This is a genomic window from Deltaproteobacteria bacterium (assembly GCA_016874775.1).
Taxonomy (GTDB): domain Bacteria; phylum Desulfobacterota; class Binatia; order Bin18; family Bin18; genus VGTJ01.
In genome coordinates this window covers 49999-73602 of sequence record VGTJ01000003.1, presented here as the reverse complement: position 1 = coordinate 73602, position 23604 = coordinate 49999, and the positions used below count along the sequence as shown (strand labels likewise).

General features: G+C 52.5%; 24 protein-coding genes. 18 read left to right on the top strand and 6 right to left on the bottom strand.

All coding sequences use genetic code 11. From position 1 onward, the window contains the following. Positions 1-183 precede the first annotated feature (183 nt). Complete coding sequence (gene coaBC, locus FJ147_01085; protein ID MBM4254471.1) at positions 184-1389, bottom strand: bifunctional phosphopantothenoylcysteine decarboxylase/phosphopantothenate--cysteine ligase CoaBC; 1206 nt, start codon at positions 1387-1389, stop codon at positions 184-186. Positions 1390-1575: 186 nt separating this feature from the next. Between coaBC and FJ147_01080 the strand changes: the two genes are divergently transcribed. From FJ147_01080 to FJ147_01025, 12 genes are all read left to right on the top strand, one after another. Further along, positions 1576-2580, top strand: coding sequence for a polyprenyl synthetase family protein (locus tag FJ147_01080; GenBank protein ID MBM4254470.1), 1005 nt, complete (start codon positions 1576-1578; stop codon positions 2578-2580). Between the two features lie 17 nt (positions 2581-2597). After that, on the top strand, positions 2598-3467 hold the full coding sequence (locus tag FJ147_01075; protein MBM4254469.1) for a uracil-DNA glycosylase: 870 nt from the start codon (positions 2598-2600) through the stop codon (positions 3465-3467). Next, complete coding sequence (locus FJ147_01070; GenBank protein ID MBM4254468.1) at positions 3406-4797, top strand: nodulation protein NfeD; 1392 nt, start codon at positions 3406-3408, stop codon at positions 4795-4797. The genes FJ147_01075 and FJ147_01070 overlap by 62 nt, the downstream gene beginning before the upstream one ends. Before the next feature lie 19 nt (positions 4798-4816). Then, a complete protein-coding gene (locus FJ147_01065; protein ID MBM4254467.1) occupies positions 4817-5596 on the top strand; it encodes a slipin family protein in 780 nt (259 codons plus the stop codon). A gap of 72 nt (positions 5597-5668) precedes the next feature. Further along, positions 5669-6709, top strand: coding sequence for a tRNA preQ1(34) S-adenosylmethionine ribosyltransferase-isomerase QueA (gene queA / locus FJ147_01060; GenBank protein ID MBM4254466.1), 1041 nt, complete (start codon positions 5669-5671; stop codon positions 6707-6709). 85 nt (positions 6710-6794) lie between these two features. Next, the gene (gene tgt / locus FJ147_01055) at positions 6795-7937 is read left to right on the top strand and encodes a tRNA guanosine(34) transglycosylase Tgt (protein MBM4254465.1); all 1143 of its coding nucleotides are present in this window, start codon (positions 6795-6797) and stop codon (positions 7935-7937) included. Beyond that, entirely contained in the window at positions 7925-8284 is a 360-nt protein-coding gene (gene yajC / locus FJ147_01050; GenBank protein ID MBM4254464.1) for a preprotein translocase subunit YajC, read from the top strand. Before tgt ends, yajC begins: the two co-directional genes overlap by 13 nt. Then, on the top strand, positions 8284-9858 hold the full coding sequence (gene secD / locus FJ147_01045; GenBank protein MBM4254463.1) for a protein translocase subunit SecD: 1575 nt from the start codon (positions 8284-8286) through the stop codon (positions 9856-9858). The genes yajC and secD overlap by 1 nt, the downstream gene beginning before the upstream one ends. Before the next feature lie 103 nt (positions 9859-9961). Next, the gene (gene secF / locus FJ147_01040) at positions 9962-10864 is read left to right on the top strand and encodes a protein translocase subunit SecF (protein MBM4254462.1); all 903 of its coding nucleotides are present in this window, start codon (positions 9962-9964) and stop codon (positions 10862-10864) included. After that, the gene (gene recJ / locus FJ147_01035) at positions 10837-12618 is read left to right on the top strand and encodes a single-stranded-DNA-specific exonuclease RecJ (protein ID MBM4254461.1); all 1782 of its coding nucleotides are present in this window, start codon (positions 10837-10839) and stop codon (positions 12616-12618) included. Before secF ends, recJ begins: the two co-directional genes overlap by 28 nt. An 86-nt stretch (positions 12619-12704) precedes the next feature. Beyond that, positions 12705-12896 carry a helix-turn-helix domain-containing protein gene (locus FJ147_01030; GenBank protein MBM4254460.1) on the top strand — a complete coding sequence of 64 codons (192 nt, stop codon included), beginning with the start codon at positions 12705-12707 and terminating at the stop codon, positions 12894-12896. Positions 12897-12914: 18 nt separating this feature from the next. Further along, a complete protein-coding gene (locus FJ147_01025; protein MBM4254459.1) occupies positions 12915-13607 on the top strand; it encodes a class I SAM-dependent methyltransferase in 693 nt (230 codons plus the stop codon). 3 nt (positions 13608-13610) lie between these two features. On the opposite strand, the gene FJ147_01020 is transcribed toward FJ147_01025, so the two are convergent. Beyond that, positions 13611-13946, bottom strand: a complete 336-nt coding sequence (locus tag FJ147_01020; GenBank protein MBM4254458.1) for a hypothetical protein — start codon at positions 13944-13946, stop codon at positions 13611-13613. Positions 13947-14089: 143 nt separating this feature from the next. Here FJ147_01020 and FJ147_01015 point away from each other — a divergent pair, with 143 nt between their 5' ends. Then, positions 14090-15844 carry a thiamine pyrophosphate-binding protein gene (locus tag FJ147_01015; protein MBM4254457.1) on the top strand — a complete coding sequence of 585 codons (1755 nt, stop codon included), beginning with the start codon at positions 14090-14092 and terminating at the stop codon, positions 15842-15844. A gap of 104 nt (positions 15845-15948) precedes the next feature. On the opposite strand, the gene FJ147_01010 is transcribed toward FJ147_01015, so the two are convergent. Beyond that, entirely contained in the window at positions 15949-16341 is a 393-nt protein-coding gene (locus FJ147_01010) for a hypothetical protein (protein MBM4254456.1), read from the bottom strand. A gap of 135 nt (positions 16342-16476) precedes the next feature. On the opposite strand from FJ147_01010, the gene FJ147_01005 reads away from it, so the two are divergent. The 4 genes from FJ147_01005 to FJ147_00990 are packed head-to-tail and all read left to right on the top strand — an operon-like array spanning position 16477 to position 19071. Continuing rightward, complete coding sequence (locus tag FJ147_01005) at positions 16477-16959, top strand: nuclear transport factor 2 family protein (protein MBM4254455.1); 483 nt, start codon at positions 16477-16479, stop codon at positions 16957-16959. Between the two features lie 9 nt (positions 16960-16968). Further along, on the top strand, positions 16969-17190 hold the full coding sequence (locus FJ147_01000; protein ID MBM4254454.1) for a hypothetical protein: 222 nt from the start codon (positions 16969-16971) through the stop codon (positions 17188-17190). Beyond that, positions 17187-18587: an amidase gene (locus FJ147_00995; protein MBM4254453.1), complete on the top strand. Its 1401-nt coding sequence runs from the start codon at positions 17187-17189 to the stop codon at positions 18585-18587. The genes FJ147_01000 and FJ147_00995 overlap by 4 nt, the downstream gene beginning before the upstream one ends. Continuing rightward, positions 18511-19071 carry a VOC family protein gene (locus tag FJ147_00990; GenBank protein ID MBM4254452.1) on the top strand — a complete coding sequence of 187 codons (561 nt, stop codon included), beginning with the start codon at positions 18511-18513 and terminating at the stop codon, positions 19069-19071. Before FJ147_00995 ends, FJ147_00990 begins: the two co-directional genes overlap by 77 nt. 91 nt (positions 19072-19162) lie before the next feature. On the opposite strand, the gene FJ147_00985 is transcribed toward FJ147_00990, so the two are convergent. Beyond that, the gene (locus FJ147_00985; GenBank protein MBM4254451.1) at positions 19163-19459 is read right to left on the bottom strand and encodes a DUF2314 domain-containing protein; all 297 of its coding nucleotides are present in this window, start codon (positions 19457-19459) and stop codon (positions 19163-19165) included. A 1288-nt stretch (positions 19460-20747) separates the two neighbouring features. Here FJ147_00985 and FJ147_00980 point away from each other — a divergent pair. Next, the gene (locus FJ147_00980; GenBank protein ID MBM4254450.1) at positions 20748-21353 is read left to right on the top strand and encodes a superoxide dismutase; all 606 of its coding nucleotides are present in this window, start codon (positions 20748-20750) and stop codon (positions 21351-21353) included. Positions 21354-21427: 74 nt separating this feature from the next. Here the strand turns inward: FJ147_00980 and FJ147_00975 are convergent, their stop codons facing one another. Together FJ147_00975 and FJ147_00970 are read right to left on the bottom strand one after the other, a co-directional pair. Then, positions 21428-22345: a Dyp-type peroxidase gene (locus tag FJ147_00975; GenBank protein ID MBM4254449.1), complete on the bottom strand. Its 918-nt coding sequence runs from the start codon at positions 22343-22345 to the stop codon at positions 21428-21430. 164 nt (positions 22346-22509) lie between these two features. Beyond that, positions 22510-23571: a polysaccharide deacetylase gene (locus tag FJ147_00970; protein MBM4254448.1), complete on the bottom strand. Its 1062-nt coding sequence runs from the start codon at positions 23569-23571 to the stop codon at positions 22510-22512. Positions 23572-23604: the final 33 nt, after the last annotated feature.

Sequence of the window (23604 nt, the reverse complement as noted above, 5' to 3'; positions counted from 1 at the left end):
TCTTCCAAATGCTCGGCCAGATACGTACAGGTGCAATTCTTCGGCGTGCTCACCAAATATTCGACGTACTGCTTCTTGGTAATCATATCCCTAAAATGATACTTGTGGTCCTCAAGCGTAAGTCCTGTGTAGAATGGAAAAAGAGAGAATGTCATGCATCGTTTTGTCTCTAATTCTTAATTTTCATTTTTCATTCTTCATTTGTTTGAGTTGAAGGAGCCGATCATACACAACATGGGCAACTTCATCTTTCGTCATGATAGGAAGCTTCTCCATGCGTTCGCTACGATCAATCAACGTGACGATGTTGGTGTCATGCGCGAATGCCGCCCCTTCTTCCATGACATCATTCGCGATAATCATGTCGAGGTTCTTATTGTGTAGTTTGCGTACGGCATTCTCTAAGACGTGCTCAGTTTCAAGGGCAAAGCCCACGTGTAAGCGGTTGCCCTTGTGCTGACTCAACTCGCCAAGAATATCGGGGTTACGTGTGAGTTCGATCAGCAAGGGACCGTCGGCCTTTTTGATCTTTTGTGACGCTACCTTCGCGGGGCGATAATCAGCAACTGCGGCAGCAGACACGATCATCGTGGCCTGCGGGTAATGTTCAAGGACCGCACTCTGCATTTCACGTGCAGTGCGCACTGAGCAAAAGCGGACGCCTCGTGGTGCAGAGAAAGAGGTCGGGCCACTGACCAGGGTAACCTCTGCGCCGCGGCGCCATGCGACCCGCGCTAGCGCAAATCCCATCTTGCCGGTCGAGCGATTGGTGATGTAACGCACTGGATCGATTGGCTCGGCATTGGGGCCGGCGGTGACAATAATCTTTTCTTGCGTGAGATCTTTCTTGGTCAATGCAGCGCGTGCGTCCTCGACAATATCTTCGGGTTCTGCCAATCGCCCTTTTCCTTCGTAGCCGCAGGCCAAAAATCCTTCCCCTGGTTCGACGAACCGATAGCCGCGCGCTGTGAGAAGGCGCATGTTCTCTTGGACTGCTGGGTGGGCATACATGTGTACGTTCATAGCTGGTGCGACCAGCACTGGAGCCGTTGTCGCTAACAGTACCGTGGTGAGCAGGTCATCAGCGATGCCATGCGCCACTTTGCCGATGACATCGGCAGATGCGGGAGCAATCAGAATCAGGTCTGCAGTATCAGCTAAGCGAATATGACCAATTTCTGATTCCTGCGTCAGGCTAAATGTCTCTGTGGCAACCGGATTGCCGGAGAGCGTTTGCAAAGTCAGCGGAGTAATGAACTCTTGGGCATTTTTGGTCATCAAGACCCGAACAATCGCGCCCTCTTTGACCAGTAGACGCGTAATTTCTGCGGCTTTATAGGCGGCAATACCACCAGTGATGGCCAAGACAATAGTTTTTCCAGCAAGCATAGTGTGATCTTTTTTGCGTAATCCTAGATGCGGTCTTACTGCATGCTACGTGCAAGGTAAAGCACAGGGTGAAATATCTGTAAAGTCACGATACAGAATTATTCATGCTGGCACGCCTTGACCTTTTCCCCACCTTTGGCATCATGAGAGAAACAGCATCGCAAACGCCACACTTTAGGTTAAAATATTTTTTTGAGTAATCTAGTGCCGCTCCAAGCCACACGGTCTGCTGCAAGCGTTCCCGCTCCGCATCTCCTCGTTGCTGCTGAGCTTGAACAAGTTGAACAAAAACTGACAAGTCTGATTCAGTCTCGTGAACCATTGCTGAATGAGATTGCCAACTATTTAGTGAAAGCGGGTGGGAAACGAGCCCGACCGGCTGTGGCGATCCTGGTCTTTCGTGCCTGTGGCGGTGAGAACCCTACCGATATTATCGATATTGCGACGGCGTTAGAGCTGATTCACTCAGCTTCGCTCCTGCATGACGATATTATTGACGGTGGGGAATTACGCCGGGGGAAACCCTCTGCCTATTGTCGCTTTGGCCTTGCCGATACATTAGTTGCTGGAGACTTCCTGTTTGGTCGAGCCTTTGCCCTCTGCGGACGCTTTGACGAGAAGGTCGTGAACTGGATCACTGAAGCCTGCATTGGCCTGACCGAAGGAGAGGTCATGCAAGGGCGTTTTCGACGTAATCCTGCAGTGACGCTCGAAGATTATCTGGAGATCATTGACCGAAAGACCGCGACGCTGTTTGCCAATGGCGCACGGGTCGGTGCTTATCTGGCTGGAGCATCTCAAGTTGTCATCGAAAGCGTGGCCACGTGCGGATACTGCGCTGGCATGGCGTTCCAGATTGTCGATGATTTGCTTGATATTGATGGCGATGGCGATTTGACCGGGAAGACGATCGGTATCGACCTCAAAGACGGCAACCCGTCACTGCCGTTGGTGATGACGATCCAGCGTGACGCTGATCTCCGTAAAGTGTTTGAAAAACAAGATCCTACCGATCAAGAAATCCAGCTTGCTTTAGAAAGGGTGCGCCACTCCGGAGTGATAGCCGAGGGACGAACGATTGCTCGTTCCTATGGTCAGCAAGCGCTTGCAGCGTTGGAGAACCTTGAACCGTCGCCGTACTACGACAGCCTGGTGTATTTTACCCAACAGCTCTTCGACCGCATTTCTTGAGTAGTGAGGAAGAAGACATGAAGCCGGATGTGTCACCCGAGATCATGCGGCAACTGACCGAATCGCTGCGGTCGTATGTCGCGTCATTGAAAGAAAGTGGGGTCACTGAGCTGTCACGTAGCGCACGACCGCTGCCGGCGAATCCGACTTCTGTAGCCTCCTCGGGTGTTTCTAGAGCAACTGTCGAACCGCTTCCTGATCTGTCTCCTGTCGCGACACAGAAAAAGACGTCAGTCCATGCGCCAAAGACCTCGCCTGTGACGCGTGAGGTGGAGGTGTCGACAATGTCATCCCCAGGAAGTGATCTGTTTTCATCCTCGAAACTTGACAAGGTCCACAGTTTAGAAGAGTTGCGTACAGAAATAAGCGACTGCCGTCGCTGTAAGCTGCGCCAGGGGCGCACCAATATCGTTTTTGGGGTAGGCGACCCGCACGCAGAGGTAATGTTCGTTGGTGAGGGGCCAGGTCGCGATGAAGACATCAGAGGAGAACCTTTCGTTGGTCGTGCTGGGCAGCTCTTGACTGAGATCATTACCAAAGGGATGAAAATGCGGCGCGACGAGGTGTACATTGCCAACGTGGTGAAATGCCGGCCGCCAGATAATCGTAATCCCGAGCCTGACGAGATCACTGCCTGTCAGCCGTTTCTTATGAAACAGGTTGAACTCGTGAAGCCACGTATTATCATTGCCTTAGGAACGTTTGCCGCGCAAACGTTGCTGCAAAACAAGACCCCGATTTCCCGACTACGCGGGGTATGGCACAGTTATCAAGGTGTTAAACTCATGCCGACTCTTCATCCAGCGTATCTGTTGCGGAATCCCAATGACAAACGATTGGTGTGGCAAGACATTCAGGCAGTGCTGCGAGAAATGGGACGACTATAGATTTTCTCGTTGCGGAGGCGTTGTTCTCGTCCTTCTGCTGTGGAGCCTCCTCGCCCTGCCGGTTCAAGCTGGCGATCCTGCACCTACAGCTATCAAACACATCAATTTCATTGCGATCGATGCCACGATCAATCCAGCTATCGCTGATTTTATCCATGAAGGTATCTCACGCTCGGTCGAAGAAGGCGCCGTGGCACTGGTGATTCAGCTCGACACTCCTGGAGGGCTACTCAACTCGACTCGTACGATTGTGAAAGACCTTCTTGGCGCGCAACTCCCCGTGATTGTCTATGTTGCACCGAGCGGTGCCGGTGCTGGGTCCGCAGGGGTGTTTATCACGATGGCTGGACATATCGCAGCCATGGCACCAGGGACGACGATTGGCGCGGCCCATCCCGTTGGAGGCGGTGGGCAGGATATTAAAGGAGACCTCGGCGAGAAGATCGAGAATTTCACCGCGTCCTTTAGTGAAAGCATTGCGCAACGTCGCGGGCGCAACGTGGAATGGGCGCAAAAGGCGGTGCGTGACAGTGTCGCCATCACAGAAACGGAAGCGTTGCAAAAGAAGGTCGTCGATGTCGTTGCGACAGATATTCAGGATTTATTGCGCAAAGCCAATGGCCGGAAGGTGGAAGTGGGGAGCACGCAAGTGACACTGGACTTTCGCCCGGCACAAACTGCGGGTGACGCCTTTCGGATTGTTCAGATTGACATGCGCGTCAAGCATCGCTTCCTCAACTTTCTCGCCGACCCCAATGTCGCCTATCTTCTGATGATGGCCGGCATTCTTGGCTTGTATGTTGAATTTACCAATCCAGGGGTGGTCTTTCCTGGCGTGGTCGGCGGTATCTGCCTGTTACTGGCCTTTGCGGCGTTCCAGGTCCTCCCGATTAACTACTCTGGACTGCTTCTGGTGCTGCTCGGGATTGGATTACTCATTGCCGAAGCTTTCCTCCCCACTTTTGGGGTGCTGGGGATTGGTGGGGTGGTTTCCTTCATCCTGGGGTCTTTGTTTCTCTTCGATGCACCGGATGCAGATTTGCTCGTCGACCGTAGCATTATTGCTTCGGTAGGAGCTGGAGTTGCGCTCATCATGCTTTTTATTGCCACGTTGGCGGCTCGGACCTTCGGACAACGCCCGGTATCAGGTGTGGATGCATTGATCGGAACAACTGGTGAAGTCCGGGTGCGCATCGCTCCGCGTGGAAAAGTGTGGGTACACGGAGAATATTGGAACGCTGAGAGTGAGGAAACGCTTGAAGTAGGAGAACGAATTCAAGTTGTTGGTATAAAAGACTTGGTCTTGCGCGTTCGTAAAGCTGTTGGCTAGGAAGAAAGCGAGGAAGCACATGGGTGAATTGGTTTCGCTGATCGGCCTTGGATCCTTGGGTCCAGCAATTATATTGATCCTTGTTTTCTTGGCCAACTCGATTCGGCGACTCTTAGAATACGAACGGGGAGTGATCTTTCGGCTCGGTCGACTCCAGGATAAACCGCTTGGGCCCGGCATTCGCATCGTCTTGCCACTGATTGATCAAATGGTGAAAGTGGACATGCGCACTATTACGATGGACATTCCGCCACAAGATGTCATCACCAAAGATAACGTCTCGGTCAAAGTGAATGCCGTGCTCTATTTTCGTGTCGTTGAGCCGAGCCGTGCGGTTGTCCAGGTCGAGAACTACCTGTTTGCTACATCGCAACTTGCACAGACAACCTTGCGCAGCGTCTGTGGACAAGAAGAACTCGACGATTTGCTATCAGAGCGAGAGAAGATCAATTCACGCCTGCAAGAGATTATTGACGCCCATACTGATCCGTGGGGAATCAAAGTCTCACTGGTTGAGATTAAGCACATCGACCTGCCACAAGAGATGCAACGTGCACTGGCCAAACAAGCCGAAGCAGAACGTGAACGACGAGCAAAGATTATCAATGCGGAAGGTGAGTTCCAGGCTGCACAGCGACTCGCGGATGCCTCCGTGATTATCGAGCAACATCCGGTTGCGCTACAGCTGCGGTATCTGCAAACTCTGTCCGAGGTTGCAACGGAAAATAATTCGACGACACTGTTTCCCGTACCGATAGATCTGTTGACCCCGTTTTTTGGGCCAAAGAAGAACAGTTAACCTTAGCGTGCACGAGGAGCGGCAACGGAAGGTGCCGTTACTTGGACACGAACATCTTGCGATGACGGTTGCATGCTACTTGCCGATTTTGATTATGACCTGCCTCCAGAGTTAATTGCTCAAGAACCAACCCCTGAGCGGGCGAGTTCGCGCTTGCTCGCACTCGCCCGTGGTTCTCAACAGATTACTCACCGTCAATTCTCGGACATTGTCTCGCTTCTTCCCCCTGATAGCCTCTTGGTGCTCAATGACACGCGGGTCTTTCCCGCGCGCTTGCGTGGGCACAAAGAGAGTGGGGGGCGTATCGAACTTTTGCTGTTGCGACGCTTACCAGGAACTGCGGAAACTTGGGAGGTGATGAGTAAGGGAACACAAGGGATGAAAGAGGGATCGCGCATTGTTGTGACTCCCGAGTGCTCTGGAGTATGGGTGACCGCACCGCATGACGGACGTGGAGAGTTACGCTTTTCGCTCACTGGAGCTGATAGCTTCTTTACCCTGCTTGACCGTGTCGGTGAGATTCCGCTGCCTCCGTACATCAAACGTACACTAGGAACCCGACCTGAAGATCACGAACGCTATCAGACTGTTTATGCGCGCCATGTCGGGGCGGTTGCTGCACCAACTGCCGGTTTGCACTTTACCCCGGAGTTATTGGCGACAGTGCAAGAACGAGGCATCGAGGTTGTGTTCCTGACGTTGCACGTTGGTGCCGGGACATTTCAGCCGGTTCGCTCAGAACACATTGAATCTCACGTCATGGAAGAGGAAGAATACGAGATTTCCGAAGATGTTGCGCAGCGGGTTAACACTGCTAAACATCAGGGTCGTAAGATCATTGCTGTGGGAACGACCAGCACGAGGGCGCTGGAGTCAGCGTGGCATGACGGCAGCGTCCAAGTTGGGCGTCACCGTTCATCACTTTTTATCTACCCAGGATTTCCCTTTCAGGTGATTGATGGGCTGATCACCAATTTCCATTTGCCGCGTTCAACATTACTCATGCTGGTGTCTGCCTTCGCTGGCCGGGAGGTTATCCTAGAGGCGTATAAAGAAGCTATCCGGCAGCACTATCGCTTTTACAGCTATGGCGATGCGATGTTAATTCTCTAATGGCGGTTGCAAGGGCGCGGAAAAACGACTAAAAAGTCCCGCAAACCAAAGAATATTGGGGGCTAGGCGGTCGTTTTCTCTCCTCATGTTTCGTTTTACCGTTACACAGCGAGATTCTGCTACGCAAGCACGCCTTGGGCAGTTAGAGACGTCGCACGGGACCGTTGCTACGCCGGCCTTTATGCCAGTAGCCACACAGGGGACCGTGAAAGCGACGACTCCATGTGAACTCCGCGAGCTTGGTGCGGAAATCATCCTCGCGAATTCCTATCATCTATATTTGCGGCCCGGAGCTGCGCTGATCGAAGGCGCGGGCGGACTCCACCAGTTCATGGGATGGAACGGACCGATCCTCACCGATAGTGGTGGATATCAGGTGTTTAGCCTCAAAGACTTATGTCGGATCAGCGAAGAAGGGGTGCAGTTTCGTTCTCACTTGGATGGTTCGAAACACTTTCTTACCCCAGAGTCGGTCGTTCGCACCCAAGAGCAACTTGGGGTAGACATCGCGATGGTCCTGGATGAATGCGTCTCCGCCCCCGGAAGTTATGACCAAGCGGCACGAGCCAGTGCCCTAACGACTCGCTGGGCAGCGCGTGCACGTGTTGCGCAACGTCGTGAGGATCAATCTCTCTTTGCCATCGTACAGGGCGGTATCTTTCCTGACCTGCGTGAACAAAGTGCTCGGGAATTAATGGCGCTCGAATTCCCTGGCTATGCGGTTGGCGGTCTGAGCGTAGGCGAAGATCCACTTGTGACACATGAAGTGGCACGGCACGCAATCCAATTCCTTCCCCAAGATCGTCCTCGGTACCTCATGGGCGTTGGTATGCCCGAACAACTTGTGCGTTACGTTGCGCTTGGTTTTGACATGTTTGATTGTGTGTTGCCAACACGGAACGCGCGCAACGGAACGCTCTTCACTTGGTCAGGCAAACTCAACATCCGTCGGGCCGAATATGCTACCGATCCGCGCCCGATTGAGGAAGGCTGCCAATGTTACACGTGTCAGCACTTTTCGCGTGCGTATCTCCGCCATCTTGCGATGGCAGGAGAGATTCTGTCGGCACGGCTCAATACACTGCACAATCTCTACTTTTACCAACGGCTCATGCGATCTATGCGTACGGCTTTGGCTGAGGGGCGCTTTGCGGAGTTCGCTCACCCGTTTCTTTTGCCGGTAGATGTGAAACAAGATAAACAAGAGGAGAATAAATGGCAGCTCTAGCCTATGCCCAAGGGGCTGATCCGATGGCTGGTCCGGGACCGTTGGTCCAGTTTCTTCCACTCGTGTTGGTCATGATCATCTTCTATTTCTTGCTGATCCGGCCACAGCAACAGAAAGCCAGGGATCATCGACAAATGCTGGATGAGCTGAAACGGAACGATCGGGTGCTGACCAACGGGGGAATATATGGTCGGATCATTGAATTGAGCGAGAGAGAATTGACACTGGAAATCTCACCAAATGTGCGTATTCAAGTTGATCGGGGACATATCGAGACTGTGATGAATGCAGTGAAACCGGCAGCCAAAGGTGCTAGCACGGAAAAGAGTGAAGGAAAGGATAAGTGATGCAAAAGGGGATTCTGTACCGTGCGCTGCTTGTTCTCGCACTGGTTGTGTGGGCGGTGGTGTATCTTGTTCCCTCGCTGATGGAAAAAGTCCCGGAGTGGTGGTCAGCGATTCTCCCCTCACGCAAAATTCACCTCGGGTTGGATTTGCGTGGAGGAACTCACCTACTGTTGAACATTGATATGGAAAAGGCCATAGAGAACGCTTTGGACCAGAACGCGGAAGAGCTGCGCCGGGCAATGCGAGAGGCGAACATTGCTGGGGTCGAAGTCCAGCGCGCGGACAAATCGCTCCGCATTCGGCCCTCAACGCAAGACGCGAAAAATAGTGTCGAAAAGCTGCTCTCCGAGCAGTTTCCGACCCTCGTCGCTGATGGGGCACCAACGCCAGCCGAAGGAGAGATTTCACGAGTCTTCGATCGACGTGAGGTCCAGCGCCTGCATGAATATGCACTCGATCAGTCTCTTGAAACAATTCGCAACCGTATCGATCAGTTCGGCGTTTCTGAACCCACGGTGCAGCGACAAGGGAGTCAGGATATTCTCGTGCAGCTCCCTGGGATTCAAGATACGTCCCGGGCCAAGAATATATTGAAACAAGTTGCCGCTCTTGAATTCAAGCTCATTGCCACCGGTGACAAAAGCGGCCCGGAAGGCACGGTGAACATTGCAGGACAAGAACGAGATCCGCTGAGCGGACAGATGCGCAAGACCGATTATACACTGGAGCGAAAAACGCTCATGACTGGCGAGGTCGTCTCTGATGCCCGGGTACGACCGAGTGCTGACCTTGAGGGGCCATATGTTGAACTGGTCCTGACCGATAGTGGCGCCCGCCTGTTTGAAAAGATTACGGGCGATAATGTCGGTCGCCAACTCGCCATTATCCTCGATAATACTGTGTATTCGGCGCCAACCATTAGTGAAAAAATAGGCGGTGGCCGTGCTTCGATTACTGGCAATTTCGATATCAAAGAGGCTCGTGATCTGGCTATTGTCTTGCGCGCCGGAGCGTTACCTGCACCGGTGACGATTGCCGAAGAACGTACCGTAGGTCCATCCTTAGGCAAGGATTCCATTCGCCAAGGGATCTTATCGTTTATGGTGGGCGGCGCGCTGATCATTACGTTTATGATTCTCTACTACAAATTTGCCGGAGTTCTTGCCGACTTGGCGGTGATCCTCAATGTCGTGCTGCTACTCGCAGCGCTCGCCGCGTTTGAAGCAACGCTGACGCTACCTGGCATCGCCGGGATCGTTCTCACTGTCGGTATGGCGGTCGATGCCAACGTGCTGATTAACGAGCGCATGCGTGAGGAATTACGCTTAGGAAAGAACGCACGCGCGGCAGTTGAAGCAGGGTATGAGCGGGCGTTGCCGGCGATCTTCGACTCAAATATCACCACCTTCCTCTCTGGGCTGATTCTGTTTCAATTCGGTTCAGGACCGGTGAAAGGTTTTGCTGTCACGTTGTGTATTGGCATTATCACGACGGTGTTTACCGCCGTATTTTGTACACGCGTGGTCTATGACTATCTGTTAGCGAACAAGCGATTGACGACGCTCAGCGTATGAGGAAAACGATGAATTCAGAATGATGAACGGTGAATGGGAGAGAGTTCTCCTCGTCTGCTACTCATCGTTCAGCGTTTCGTGTTCCGCATTGTAGTAGGATTTTATGGAACTGATTAAACCAAATACCAATTTCGATTTTGTCCACTATCTAAAGCCCGCCATTACCTTCTCTTTAGTCCTGATTTTGCTGGGACTCGCGTCCCTGGTGTATCGTGGCGGACCCAATTACGGTGTGGATTTTGTTGGCGGCACGGTGGTGCATGTGAAATTTACTCAGCCCACCTCGATTGCCGATATTCGTCAGGCGTTGGCGACGACCAACATTCCGGGAGGCATTGTCCAAGACTTTGGCCAGAGCGGAAACGAATTCTTGATTCGGCTTCCGGTGGCCGAGACGGTCACTGAGGATATCGCCAACAAAGTACAACAAGGGTTAGTGAGTAAGTTTGGCCAACAGGCATTTGAAGTCCGACGCATTGAAGCCGTCGGCCCGAAAGTAGGAAGAGATTTGCAACGGAAAGCGATCCTTGCCGTTGCGTTCTCTGCTCTCGTCATGGGTATCTATGTCGCCATTCGCTTTGAGCCACGGTTTGGCGTTGGCACAGCCGTCGCGCTTTTCCACGATGCACTTATCACCATTGGTGCGCTGTCGTTGATGAACATCGAGTTTGATCTGACGGTGGTTGCTGCGCTCCTGACGGTTGTGGGATTCTCGGTGAACGATACGGTGATTGTCTGTGACCGGATCCGTGAGAACATGCGCAAGATGCGACGTGAAGGGGTGCTCAATATCATTAATCGTAGTATCAATGACACCTTAAGCCGAACCATTATTACGAATGGGACGGCGATTCTGGTAGTGCTGGTGTTGTATTTTCTCGGTGGTGAAGTGATCCACGGGTTTGCCTTCACGCTGTTGATTGGGTTTATAGTTGGAACCTATTCGTCCATCTACATCGCCAGTCCGATTGTGTTGTTATGGGAGAAAGCAGGGCAACGCGCGTGAGTACCAAAACGCCATTGCCTGTGCGACGTTGGGTGATGCGATCACCTGACCTCACACGCGTCACTGCTTTGTGCTCGCAGGAGCAAGCAGGAGCAACAGCGATTTCTCCGTTGCTAGCACGATTGCTGGTGAATCGTGGTATCGACACGCACGAAAAGGCGGCGACGTTTCTTGCGCCCTCCTTACGGAACGGACTCCGTTCTCCCCTGTTGTTTCCTGACATGGCGCGGGCGACTGAGCGAATTCTACAAGCGCGCGCCCGCGGTGAACTTGTCTATGTCTATGGCGATTATGATGTTGATGGCGTTACTGGCAGTTCGCAACTGATATTATTTCTACGCGAGATCGGTTTCGACCCCGGATTGTACATTCCGCATCGCACGCGTGAGGGCTACGGCCTCAATGTACAGGCGATGCGAACGATCGCTGAGCGCGGCGCTAAGGTGCTGATCACTGCCGATTGTGGTGCGACCGCACATACCGAAATTGCCCTCGCGCAGAGTCTTGGTCTCGATGTCATCATCTGTGATCACCACCACGTACCTGAGCAGCGTCCACCGGCGTATGCCGTGCTGAACCCGATGGAGAAGAACTGCGCCTTTTCGTTCACCGGTCTTTCTGGTGCTGGAGTGGTTTTCTATTTGCTGATGGGACTGCGCATGCGTTTGCGTGAGCAAGGCATGGACCCAGTGCCGGACTTGCGCCGCTATCTCGATTTGGTGACGCTCGGAACCGTGGCGGATCTCGTTCCGCTGGTGGAAGAGAATCGGGTATTGGTCACGCACGGACTCAAGGAAATTGATCGGGGGCAACGGCTTGGTATTCGTGCACTGAAAGAAGTGAGCGGTAATGCTGAAGTTTCTAGTAGTTATATTGGCTTTCGTCTCGGTCCACGCCTGAATGCGGGAGGGCGGTTAGCTGAGGCACAGAAAGCGGTCGAACTGTTGACGACCGAAGACGCCGATCGTGCGCGTGCACTGGCGACTGACCTCGACGGTGAAAATCGCGCACGCCAAGGCATTGAAGAGAAAATACTGAATCAGGCTGTCGAACAAGTCGAATCCTGGCCTGATTTACCAGAACGGCGCAGTATCGTCTTGGCGTCGGAAGAATGGCATCCTGGGGTTATTGGCATCGTTGCATCGCGATTGGTTGAAAGATTTGTACGTCCGACCTTTCTGATCGCTATTGATGGGGGAAAAGGGAAGGGGTCGGGACGCAGCCCGAAAGTGTTTCATTTGTATGAAGGCTTGAAAACATGTGCTGACGTGTTGGAGGGCTACGGGGGCCATCGACAAGCGGCTGGGCTTTCGATACATGCCGACCGTATTCCAGCCTTTGCCGCGAAATTCGAGGCTGCCGCGCGTGAGCGCCTGTCAGCGGAAGATCTTGTGGCCGAAATTGAAGTGGATGACGAAGTTGATCTTGCGAGGATGAATGCACAAACGATGGACCAGGTTCGTTTGCTTGAGCCGTATGGCCAGGGGAATCCTGAGCCAGTGTTTCTTGCCCGTGAAGCTGAAGTTGTCTCGACGCGCGTGGTTGGGGCTAAGCCGCTCCTTGGTAAACCTGGGCATCTGAAGTTGCTGCTACGATCTGGGAAAGGTGGCCGACCGCTTGATGCGATCGGCTTTGGCATGGGAGATTGGCCGCTAAGGCCACGTGCCCGGGTTAATATGCTCTATACCCCGGAAATCAACGTCTGGAATGGGAATGCAAGCTTGCAATTGCGTTTACGTGATGTGCATTTTTAGTAAGTATTTGAAATATCAGAGAGATTGACGGGTTTACGGAGCTGTGGCATACTCGCCAGACAATTTTTCGTTGATATGGGCGCGTTGTGGCTGAGAAAGACGATATTCTCCTGAACAGCAGACAAGCTGCCGAAATGCTCGACCTCAGTCCTGATACGGTTAATGAACTCGCTCGCAAAAATACCTTACCTGCGGTTAAACGGGGACGACAGTGGCGTTTCCACCGCAGAGACATCTCGTCCTTTAAGAAACAAGTGTTGGAACGAACGGCTGCCTAAGCCGCCGGGGAGGGGTGCGTGATTTCCGCTCGTAGAGAGAGGGACTTGAGGAATCCTCACGAAAGTAAGATCTATTCTGAATTTTCTCACCTGTATGAAAAGATCTTTTCGCCATTTTTCGAGAAACGGATCCATTCCGTCATTAAAGGCCTCCGGATTCCACCCGGAGCTACGGTGCTGGAGGTTGGAATTGGTACTGGGCTTTCGATGTCTGCCTATCCATCGCACTGTGAAGTCACTGGCGTGGACCTTGCCGCCGACATGCTCGAAAAAGCCCAGGAAAAGGCAGACGAAAACGGTTGGCGCCATTTCCGTTTGTTAGAAATGGATGCGCTTAATCTGAAATTTCCGGACAATTCCTTTGATTATGTTCTGTCCTTTCATGTCATCAGCGTGGTGCCTGACCCGGTGCGGATGATGCGTGAGATTAGCCGCGTATGTAAACCTGGCGGATCGGTCGTCATCATCAACCATTTTCGTTCAACCAAGCCTGTAATTGGCCCATTGGTTGGAGCACTCACGCCGATTACGCGTCATCTTGGGTGGGACGCGTCCTTGCGGCTGTCCGAAGCTTTTGATGGAGTTCCGGTCCACATTGAGAAGTGTTTTAAGACTTCGCCATTCTCGCTGTTTACGGTGGTGATGGCACAGAACGAGAAGCATGCAACGAACGGAACTGCTCACAAAAAGCTGTCCGTTCGTTCCCTATAAAGACTAGGCCAGTGGCACTATCGCAGTAGTTGCCGGTCCGTTACCTATGACGCGCGTTGTGTGTCCTGGTCCTGTGGTATCTTCCGCAAGCGTTGCATCTCCTGCGTTCAATCGTCTCGTTGTTCCATCTTTGAACCCCAGCTCCAATTGACCGCTCAGCACGATGACATATTGACGGCGAGGCGCGGGGTGCCAGTCCATGAAAGATCCAGCAGGAAGCTCCCGAAATTGAATGTGCACGGTCGGGCGCGACTCGGATAACACTGGATGGGCGGCAATTGATTGTTCCTCAATATGTGAATGTCCATCACTTCCAGTATACATGCGAAAGATTGCCATTGGCGTCCCCCTTTGTTAGTAGTTGAGAGATATGCATGTTGTCCCCATAGATTGTCTTGCGCTTTTTTGTCAAGCCGCACGATAGCCCACCTTTGCGTTTCTTGGCTAGGTTACTTACAGTGCGCGGAGAAGGAGGAACATGTATGACGGAGTTCATCCGGCGGCCCGCACGTTCACTACTCACTGAAGAGGTCTCTCCTAGTGAAGCCATCGTCCGCGTTCTCGAACAAGCTGGAATCGACATGGTCTTTGGTATGCCTGGTGGGAATACCGGTATCCTATACAACGCATTGTATGATCACAAAAGCAGCATTCGTGCCGTCCTCGTGCGCGAGGAATCTCGTGCTGGGGTCATGGCTGAGGTTTATGGCCGACTCACGGGAAAACCAGGAGTGACGATTGCGCAAGCTGCGTTTATGGTACATGTCAGCATGGCGGCAATTGAGGCGCACCTCTCGAGTTCACCCATGTTGATTCTGACTGACTTGAGTGATCACTCGCCGTATTCGCTACATGGACCATATCAATCCGGAGTCGGAGAGTATGGCTCGTGGGATGCGAAACAGACGTTCTCTGGATTTACTAAGCAAGTGCTGGTGGCGACGAGTGGCACACACGCTGTGCAGTGCACACAGATGGGGATTAAGCATGCGCTGACAGGTGAGCGTGGACCCGTCGCGGTGCTATTTCATAGTCAGGCGTTACGTGGACGCATCGGACCAACTTCGCGCCCACCTCTGTACACGATGGAGCCGTTTCTTCCTGGTCCACCACCAGCAGCTGATCTCTCAGCCGTCGAAACAGCAGTACAGCTCCTCATACAGGCCGAACGGCCTGTGATCATCGCGGGGAACGGCGTACGCATTGGTAATGCGTACGATGGGCTCGTTACCGTTGCGGACACGCTGGCCGCGCCGGTTGCTACGACTGCCGGTGGAAAAGGAACATTTGCTGAAACGCATGCGTTAGCCCTTGGAACCTGTGGCAATTTCGGTACCGCATTAGCAAACGCGGTGGTTGGGGAAGCGGATGTGGTGTTGGTCGTTGGGTCGAAGCTTGCACCAACCGACACCGCATTCGAGACGACAAAATTACTTGATCCTAAACGTCAAACGATTATCCAAATCGAAATTGAACCCAAGAATGCTTCCTGGACCTACCCGGTAGAAATTCCACTGATCGGCGACGCCAAAGTGGTCTTAGCGCAGTTGACTGAGGCGCTACGATCCGCCGGTAGCGTGTCAGCAGCGAAGAAAGAAACGGCACGTGCTTATCTGCAAAGCGCACGCGCTCAACATGGGTTCTTCAATGCGGCAGAGTTTGTCTCGAACGCCGCGCCTATTCTGCCCCAGCGTGTCATTCGGGATTTGCACAAGACTGTTGCGAACGATGCGATTATTACCTGTGACGCAGGCGAGAACCGCATCTTTATGACGCACTATTACCAGACGAAAGGTCCAGGAACGTTTCTGCAACCGGCGGGTGTGGGTGGTATGGGCTACGCTATTCCTTCAGCGCTGGCGGCGAAACTGATCTATCCACGACGACAGGTCGTGGCGGTTTCTGGTGATGGTGGTTTTGCTATCGGGATGAATGGGCTGATGACCGCCAAAGAAGAGAACATTCCGATTGTGTCGGTCGTTTTCAACAACGGGGCGCTGGGGTGGGTCAAACATGGCCAGGGTGACCGCAATATCGCCTGTGACTTTGCCGATTTCGATCATGCTGAGATTGCGCGAGCGATCGGCTGTAACGGTATTCGTGTCGAACATCCGAGCCAGCTTGAGCCTGCCTTGAAAGCGGCACTCGCTAGTGAACAACCTACTGTCGTTGATGTGAAAACCTCACTCAGTGAGACATTTGCAAAAGTGACCTCACCTCTCGTCGGAGAACGATGAGGAGCAGGAAGATGAACGGGCGAAAGGGCGGGCGAAGGAGCAACTAAGAAGTGGTGGAGCGGTCGCCGGCTCTCCCATTCGCCCTGTCACCCGTTCTTCCGTTCTTAAGCGGACCACTTCTCCACCGAAAACCCCGGCGGGAGCGGTGCAAACATCACCTGCGTTGCTCCGCCGATGGTTTTTGTCAAATGGCCTTTGCCGGTGACATCGTCGGCAAGAAAGGCTTGTCCGGCTTTCCATTGACGGCTCTGACCGTCGGTTGTTGTCACTTCGAGTGTTCCCGAAAGGACAACGACAATTTGTCGCGCTGGCGCGTTATGCCAGGTTTGTGACATTCCTGCCGGCAGTTCTGCGAAGCGCACGTTTGGGGACGTGTAGGCATTTGATAGCAGGAGCGTGTGTCCGTCTGCGTCTTTCATTGGCTGAGAAAACGGAACCTCAATCTCCGTGAATCGCGAACCGCCATCTTCCGTAGCAATAAAGCGTGTGATCTTCATAGATTTCCCTCCTTGTCGTGAGGCGACGCTACCGTTTTCTGCAGGCACCGGTCAAGCTCCTGTGTGAGGATAGTTGCGATTGGTCAGGGGAAAGTGTTAGAGACACGCTAAACCCGCGGCGAAGGAGGTAAAGGTATGAGTAGCGCTGACATCGAACGTCGACTGCAAGCGTTGGAGGACATCGAGGCAATCAAAAAACTCAAGATCCGCTATTGTCACTGTGCAGATACTCAGGACTATGTGACGTTTCCCACTCTTTTTACCGAAGATGCCGTCTGGGACGGTAAACCCTTTGGTTACGCTGAAGGGCCAAAAGCGATTGAAGAATTTCTTCGCAAGGCACAGTCTTCTGCCTTGCCTTTTGCGCTCCATTACGTCATGAATGCCTCAGTTGAAGTAACTGGCTCTACCGCGGTGGGAACGTGGTATTTGTTGGAACCTTGCACCATGACCATGAATGATGGTCGCCAGTCCCAGGCTGTGTGGGGAACGGCGACGTATGAGAACCATTTCAGAAAAGAACATGGTGAGTGGAAGTTCACGAGAGTACACCTGAAGCCGGTGTTTTGGACCCCATTTGATCAGGGCTGGGTCAAGAAACGTTTTGTGCAAGAATAGGGGGCGACAATGGATAAGAAAGCCATCATTGCCGCAAAACTCGCCGAGTGGAATCTCTCCTTAACTGATAGTGAGCTTGATCAGCTCGTTCCGGCGTATGACAACCTGCTTCGGTGGCAGGATGTTGTCCACGGGATGTTACGCTCACGCTCGATTGCCGATGGCATGGTCATCCCTGAAAGTGAGCCGCTCTTGACCTATTCTCCTGAGAAAGGAGGAAGCAACAGATGACGGCTACTCACGAGTTAGCCTATGCGTCGATTGCTGAAGTCAGTGCGAAGGTGGAGCGAAAAGAGGTGTCACCTGTCGAGCTGACCGAGTTGATGCTCTCTCGTATCGCACAACTCGATCCTCAACTCCATTCGTATTACACGGTTTTCACCGATGAAGTCCGTGCCGCAGCACGTCAGGCGGAAGCTGAGGTTCAGCGTGGACAATATCGCGGTCCACTGCATGGTATTCCTATCGGCATCAAGGATATCTACGAGAGTGGACGGACGACCTGTGGTTCAAAACCTCTTGATGATTACATTGCGACCAATGACTGTACGACCGTAGCGAAGCTCAAGGAGGCGGGTGCACTGATCCTTGGTAAGACCGCGACGTATGAGTTTGCCTATGGTTTTCCAACGACAAAGTCCTATTTCGGTCCGACACGAAATCCATGGAACTTGGGGCGAGACGCTGGTGGTTCAAGTAGTGGAACAGCTGCCTCAACAGCTGCTGGGTTAGCCTATGCAGGTATGGGCTCGTGTACCGGTGGTTCTATTCGTTGGCCAGCTCAAGCGTGTGGGATCGTCGGCCTGAAAGCAACCTATGGTCGTGTGAGTCGTGCGGGCGTGTACCCGTTGTCCTGGAGTTTAGATCATACGGGACCACTCGCACGTACGGTGACGGATGCGGCATTAGTGCTACAAGCGTGTGCAGGCTATGACGCCAAAGACCCAGCCTCAGCTAATGTGCCAGTGCCAAATTTCTCCGAGAAGCTGGGGCGTGATATTAAGGGACTACGAATCGGTCTGTTACGGTCAATCTATGAGGACAACTGTGATCCGAAACTGCTTGGACCGTACAACGAAGCTGTCAAGCAGTTCGCTACCCTAGGGGCCGAGGTCGTTGACGTACCAACGATTACGTTAGACCAATTGCAGGCAATCGAATGGCCGGGGTTGTTTGCTGAATGTGCAACGATTCATCTCGATAACATACGCAATCGCGGGAACGACTATAACCCACACGCGAAGTTGTTTGCCGCCTACGGATTGCTGGTCAGTGGGGCTCACTATCTGATGGTGCAACGCGCTCGCGCTCAGGTTCGAGATGACCTCTTGCAAGCGCTCTCAACCAAGGTGGATGTGTTGATGTTGCCGACTGCCGGCTTTCAAATTAACCCTATTGCAGATGACTCGCCAGGGTTGAGTATCGTTTCTGCGAGTTTTTCGGTCTATACCCCGATTTTCAATTTCACCGGATTTCCAGCAATCCAAGTGCCCTGCGGCTTCGATAGTGACGGGTTACCGGTTGGTTTTCAAATTGCTGGCAAACCCTTTGATGAAGCGACGATTTGCCAAGTGGCGTATGCCTATGAGCGGTCAACCTCGTGGCATAAACAGCATCCTAACCTGTAGTGCAGGAAGAGAGGAGGACAAGACAATGCTCGGAGCCTTTGCTCATGTTGGCATTACTGTCAGTGATATGGAACGAGCGGTGCGTTTCTATCGTGATACCCTGGGGCTTCAAGTGGTTGGCGATGTCACTTTTGATGGAGAAGAGGCAGACACGTTGACGCAAGAGCAGGGGACGCAGCTACGGGCCGTCTACCTACGAAGTACTGAAGAACCGAAAGGGGCGCCGATTGAGTTGTTGCATTTTCTCTCGCCAGTGGCCGAGGGGAGACCATACCCTGGGATTAAAAATCCAGGCATTACGGAAGTTGCTTTTTGGGTGAAAGACATCGAAAAGACATACGCTGACCTCACTGCGCAAGGGGTGAAGTTCTACTCGCGTCCGCAGCTATTTGAGCTGGATGGCTATAAGGTCAAAGCGGTCTATTTTCGTGACCCTGACGGGACGACGTTAGAACTGCTGCAGCGGGTGAAGGGGGCGGCCTGAGATATGCTTTGAGGCTGGGGAGGTTGTGGGTAGTCAGTCGACTGTCTCGAACTAAGCGCGGCCTGGCATGGGAAATGTCAGGCCGCACTTTTTATGCAGCTAAGCCTTTCGTCAAGGCTTCAGTTGTGAAGCCTCCCACCATTTCGTCGCCATCCGTGTAGAGCCAGTCGTTTACCTGATCGATTGTAATGGTAAGGGTGTCGCCTGCGCCAACATTGCGCAAGTAGACGGGATCATTGTCTAAGCTTCCGATCACGGTTTCGTCGCCAATTTCTTTGACGAGTAACCACATGTATTCGGTTTCGTTCCCATCTGTGAATGGCGCTTTGACGGCAAAAGTTTGATCTGGGCGGCGTTGTTCGAACGCGGTGACAAAAACAGACCACATGGAAGTCGCGGCGTACGATGCTTCCTGTAACCCACTATCGTTTTGGCGGGAATACGAACTGCAGGAACATCGGCAAGCTCGGCTACTGCTTGTCGGGGATTCGCTCCCTGGAGAAGCGTGACCAATGTCGAATGCCAAACGTTCAGTTGACTGGTCTCGGGACAGTAGATCCCCACACAATCGGTGTCAGCGAGTGCAGCCGTCAAGCGGCCGAGCTGTTGATAAATGAGATCGCTAGACGCAGTCTCGGGAGCTTCAAGTAAGTCGACGGATAGCCAAGCACGATGATCACGGATCACCTGTTGAAGACGGACGTTCGGGATGTTTTCCTGAGTATTTTGTGAGTGGTCAATGTAGAGGCTGTCACAGTTATTGACGAGGATGGTGTATCCCTGTGCATGGACAAGGAATGCTGGTGAGGTGTCGGTAATATAGTTGGTTGCGGTCTTGTCGTTTTCTGCGCAGAGCACTCCGAGGGAGGAAGCGACTGCTTGGCGGAGTTGTGCGATGGTGAGATCTCGTGGAGTGCGAAGAAGTAAGACGAACGATTTGAATGGGGCGATAGTTTTTTGAGGAGCTTTCGTTGTGCGCCACAGCAGTACACAGCCAGTCGCTAAGAGGAGTATCAAACCGAGCTGTTGCCAGAGAAAGACACTGGGTGGGTCAGAGACAATCGTGTCGAAAATCAACCAAGAGATTTGCACTAACAGCAAGAGACTGACAAAACCAAGAGCAACGTCGGCCAGTTTCGTCTTCATTCATACTCCTTCGGCGCGACCCCCTTGCGTGCTCTGTGTCTTCTATCGGCGGAGGGGAACCGGGCTTTATTGCCACGAAGGGTAACCCCACCAGTACTCCATTTCGGTCGTGCAACAGGCGTGTGTCTGGGTAGCGGTGATGGAGAATCTTTGCTGTTCTGAAGAGTGATTTTGAGAGATGTCTTGATGGTAGGGTCTTGGCTGCGGCTAACTCAATGAAACGTGAGACGGGCACATCAAAGGATCCCTTGTCGAGACGTACAGGGACTATCCATGCTCGTGGTGTGGGAGTGGCCTCAACTGAACGGTGTGGACTGATCTGCTGTGAGCGCAGGTAACGGTTACCGTAACGTCACAGACATCAAGACGGGAGGAGGGGCGAACATACAGGCGCATTCCCTACAAAGAGAAAAATACTCAGCTTATAAATAACATGAGTCTTCTTCATCGGTGATGATCTTTCTCTGGTACTCCTGGTACGCTACACCAAAAGAAATCTCTCTGCAAAAGTGTTAGGAAAGAGGAACAGGATGACGAATGTGCCGTATGTGGCGAGGAAGTTTGCGTTAAGTGGATTAATAGGAATCTCCGATCAGACTCTTGATATTCACTTCAAGTTATATGAGGGGTATGTTGCACAGACGAATCATCTGACGACAAAGCTGAATGAGCTTCTGCAAAGTGGTCCTATTGATCAAGACAAGATGGCGATGTATTCCGAGCTCACTCGTCGTCTCGGGTTCGAGTATAACGGCATGGTTCTCCATGAATACTATTTTGATAACCTGACGAAGCAGAAATCTTCCGACCCCAATCCCAATGCCGCGTTCGTAAAAGCTGCGCAAGCGAGTCATGGGAGTTATGATGCGTGGAAAGCCGATTTTGTAACGATCGGGAAAATGCGTGGTGTGGGATGGGCAATCTGTTATCAAAATCCTGCAACGGGCCGCCTCTCCAATCACTGGATCACGTTACATGAGGAGGGGAATGTCGCAGGGTTGACACCACTCCTCGTCATGGATGTGTGGGAACATGCTTTTTTGCTTGACTACAAGCCGGCTGAACGGCCGAAATATATCGATGCTTTCATGGCAAACGTAGACTGGCAGAGGGTAGAATCCCGGCTCAAGAAATAACAGTGAGTTGTACGCGCTTGTAGATACGCCAGACAAGCGACTAGCTTGTCTGGCGTATCTGCTTTGATAGCTCCTTACGCAAGGGAACTATCGAGGATTTCTACTGCTGGGGCAAAGTAGAAAGAGCCTGACGCTGGATTGCTGAAGTCGACAAGTTTGTCTTTGACTCCACCATCAGCTCCATACATTGCTCGTAAGCGTTCGCGGAAGGGAGCCTGTGCTCGGCAGAAGGCCATGAAATATAAGCCGACCGTACCATCGTGAAAGGCATACGGTGTTGAACGGCGAGCGATCTCGTCCCGTTTTGGCTTTGCCGCATCTGCGGTTGTCCCTTGACGTAGCTCGACATGAGACAAATGCGAATGGGCTGGTTGCTTGTCGAGACGTGTCGAGTCGGCTTTCGTGCGACCGAAGACGCCTTCCTGGTCCTGTAGCGGTAGCTTTTCCCACGATGCTAAGTCGTGAATCCAACGCTGAGCAAGGATAAAACTTCCACCTGCTCCTGGTTGACCGTTGGCAACAACCGCAACTTCACGTTCACGATCTGGGGTCGGGTTGCCGGTGCCATCGATGAAGCCGGTCATGTCGAGCGAGTTGCCGTAAATGAACGTCATCGTTTCGCGTGCAACTTTCATATGGCCGCCCAACCCTTGACGAGCATCCCACTGAGCTTTCCACACCTGATCCTTCCGCGGGCTATTCATCCAGATGAGGAGTTCTTCTTGTGTCCCTTTTGCTTCACGGCCACTGCCGTCAATCGACTTGATCGTCTCAAAGGGTTGAAAGTCGTTAGGTATGTCTTTGGTGAGGTCCTTCAAGAGGGTTGGACCAAAACCGAGAACGAGATTGATTCCTTGATCCTTGCAGACCTTTCGCAGGTTAGTGAGCACGGATTTTATCGTCGTCAGATTTGCTCCAGACTCGCGGCTCAGATGGACATACCATTGGTGTTGTCCCATTGTAGCGAAAATTGCCGGTTGTGGTGTCGGCATAGCCTCCTCCTTAACTTAAAAAGATATTAGAGACCTATTAGCCATGCCAATAAATCGCTGTCAAGGATTACCCGGTTGTAAAAGAAGCGCCGGGACCCTCATGATGATGGTTTTCGGATGACGGTGGTGGGTGAAGCAGATACGAGTTCGCTTGCTTGGTTGGGCTAATAGGTCCACAGCAAATCATTTAAGCTATTCTCTGCCAAGCGGCGAACGACACCAAAGGGAGACACTTTCAGTCGGGGATTCTCAGTTCCTTGAGCCTGGAGCCACTTGTCCATACCTTGGCGAAAGGAAACGGAGACAAAGTCGCGTGGATGTTGATGTACGAAGCGACATAAGTGACGCAGACGGTCTTGGTTGAGGCGATTGCGTCGTATGCGGACATACTGTTGGTCTGACGCTTTGATGAAATCAAATGGGTGGGCGAGTATGACTATTGGTGATATGCCGTGTTGGCGGGCGGCCCATAGGAGGTTGTCAATTTCGTTGACAGATGTTGCGACAACAGTAAACGAGTGTTGTCGTTGCCATGACCCAATCCGTAGTTCGATGTAACTGAGCACGGGTAATTCTAAAACACCGTGAAGCCAGTGCCGTCCTCCACTAAGATGGAACGTTGGATCTGGCGAGCGGTGTATGGGAGGTGCAATGTGGGACGAGAGGGGGATCTGCAACTGCGCCATGGCTTTATAGATGGCGGTGGTTGGTTGGAGATTCCCGGTGCGAAACGCGATCGGGCGCGGCAGTTGCCATCTTTCAAACGTTTGTAGGCCGAGTTGAATAAGATCGTAGGTTTCATCGGCTGAGAGACCGACCCATGAGTCGCTGCGTTGTGCGCGTGGGAGGTCTGTCTGCCACTGGGGGTTACGAAAAGTGGTCCAACATGGGTGAAGGTGAAGCTGGACGTCTTGAGAGGATGCCAGAATGCGGTGAGCAAGCGCTTGCATTGGGGCATCGCCAAAATAGCAATGATTCAGCGCTTCAACAAAGAACGTCGCCGAGATGCCATAGGCAGCAAAGGTGTCGAGTAGGAATCCCAGGCCTTCTTCTTTTTCGTCTACCTCACATAAGACACGCTGTAGGCCTACGGGTTTATTAGCGGTGGGGTTTGCAAAGGCCCCACCGATACTGAATTCGGTGTCGACGGTTATGCAGACTTCCGTTGGCGCTTGGTAAGGGGTCATAAAGGTAGTGGGTTCAAGTAAATCCCGTATACTCTTCATAGCAAAGGTTGCATACGGACAGCAAGTTGACCT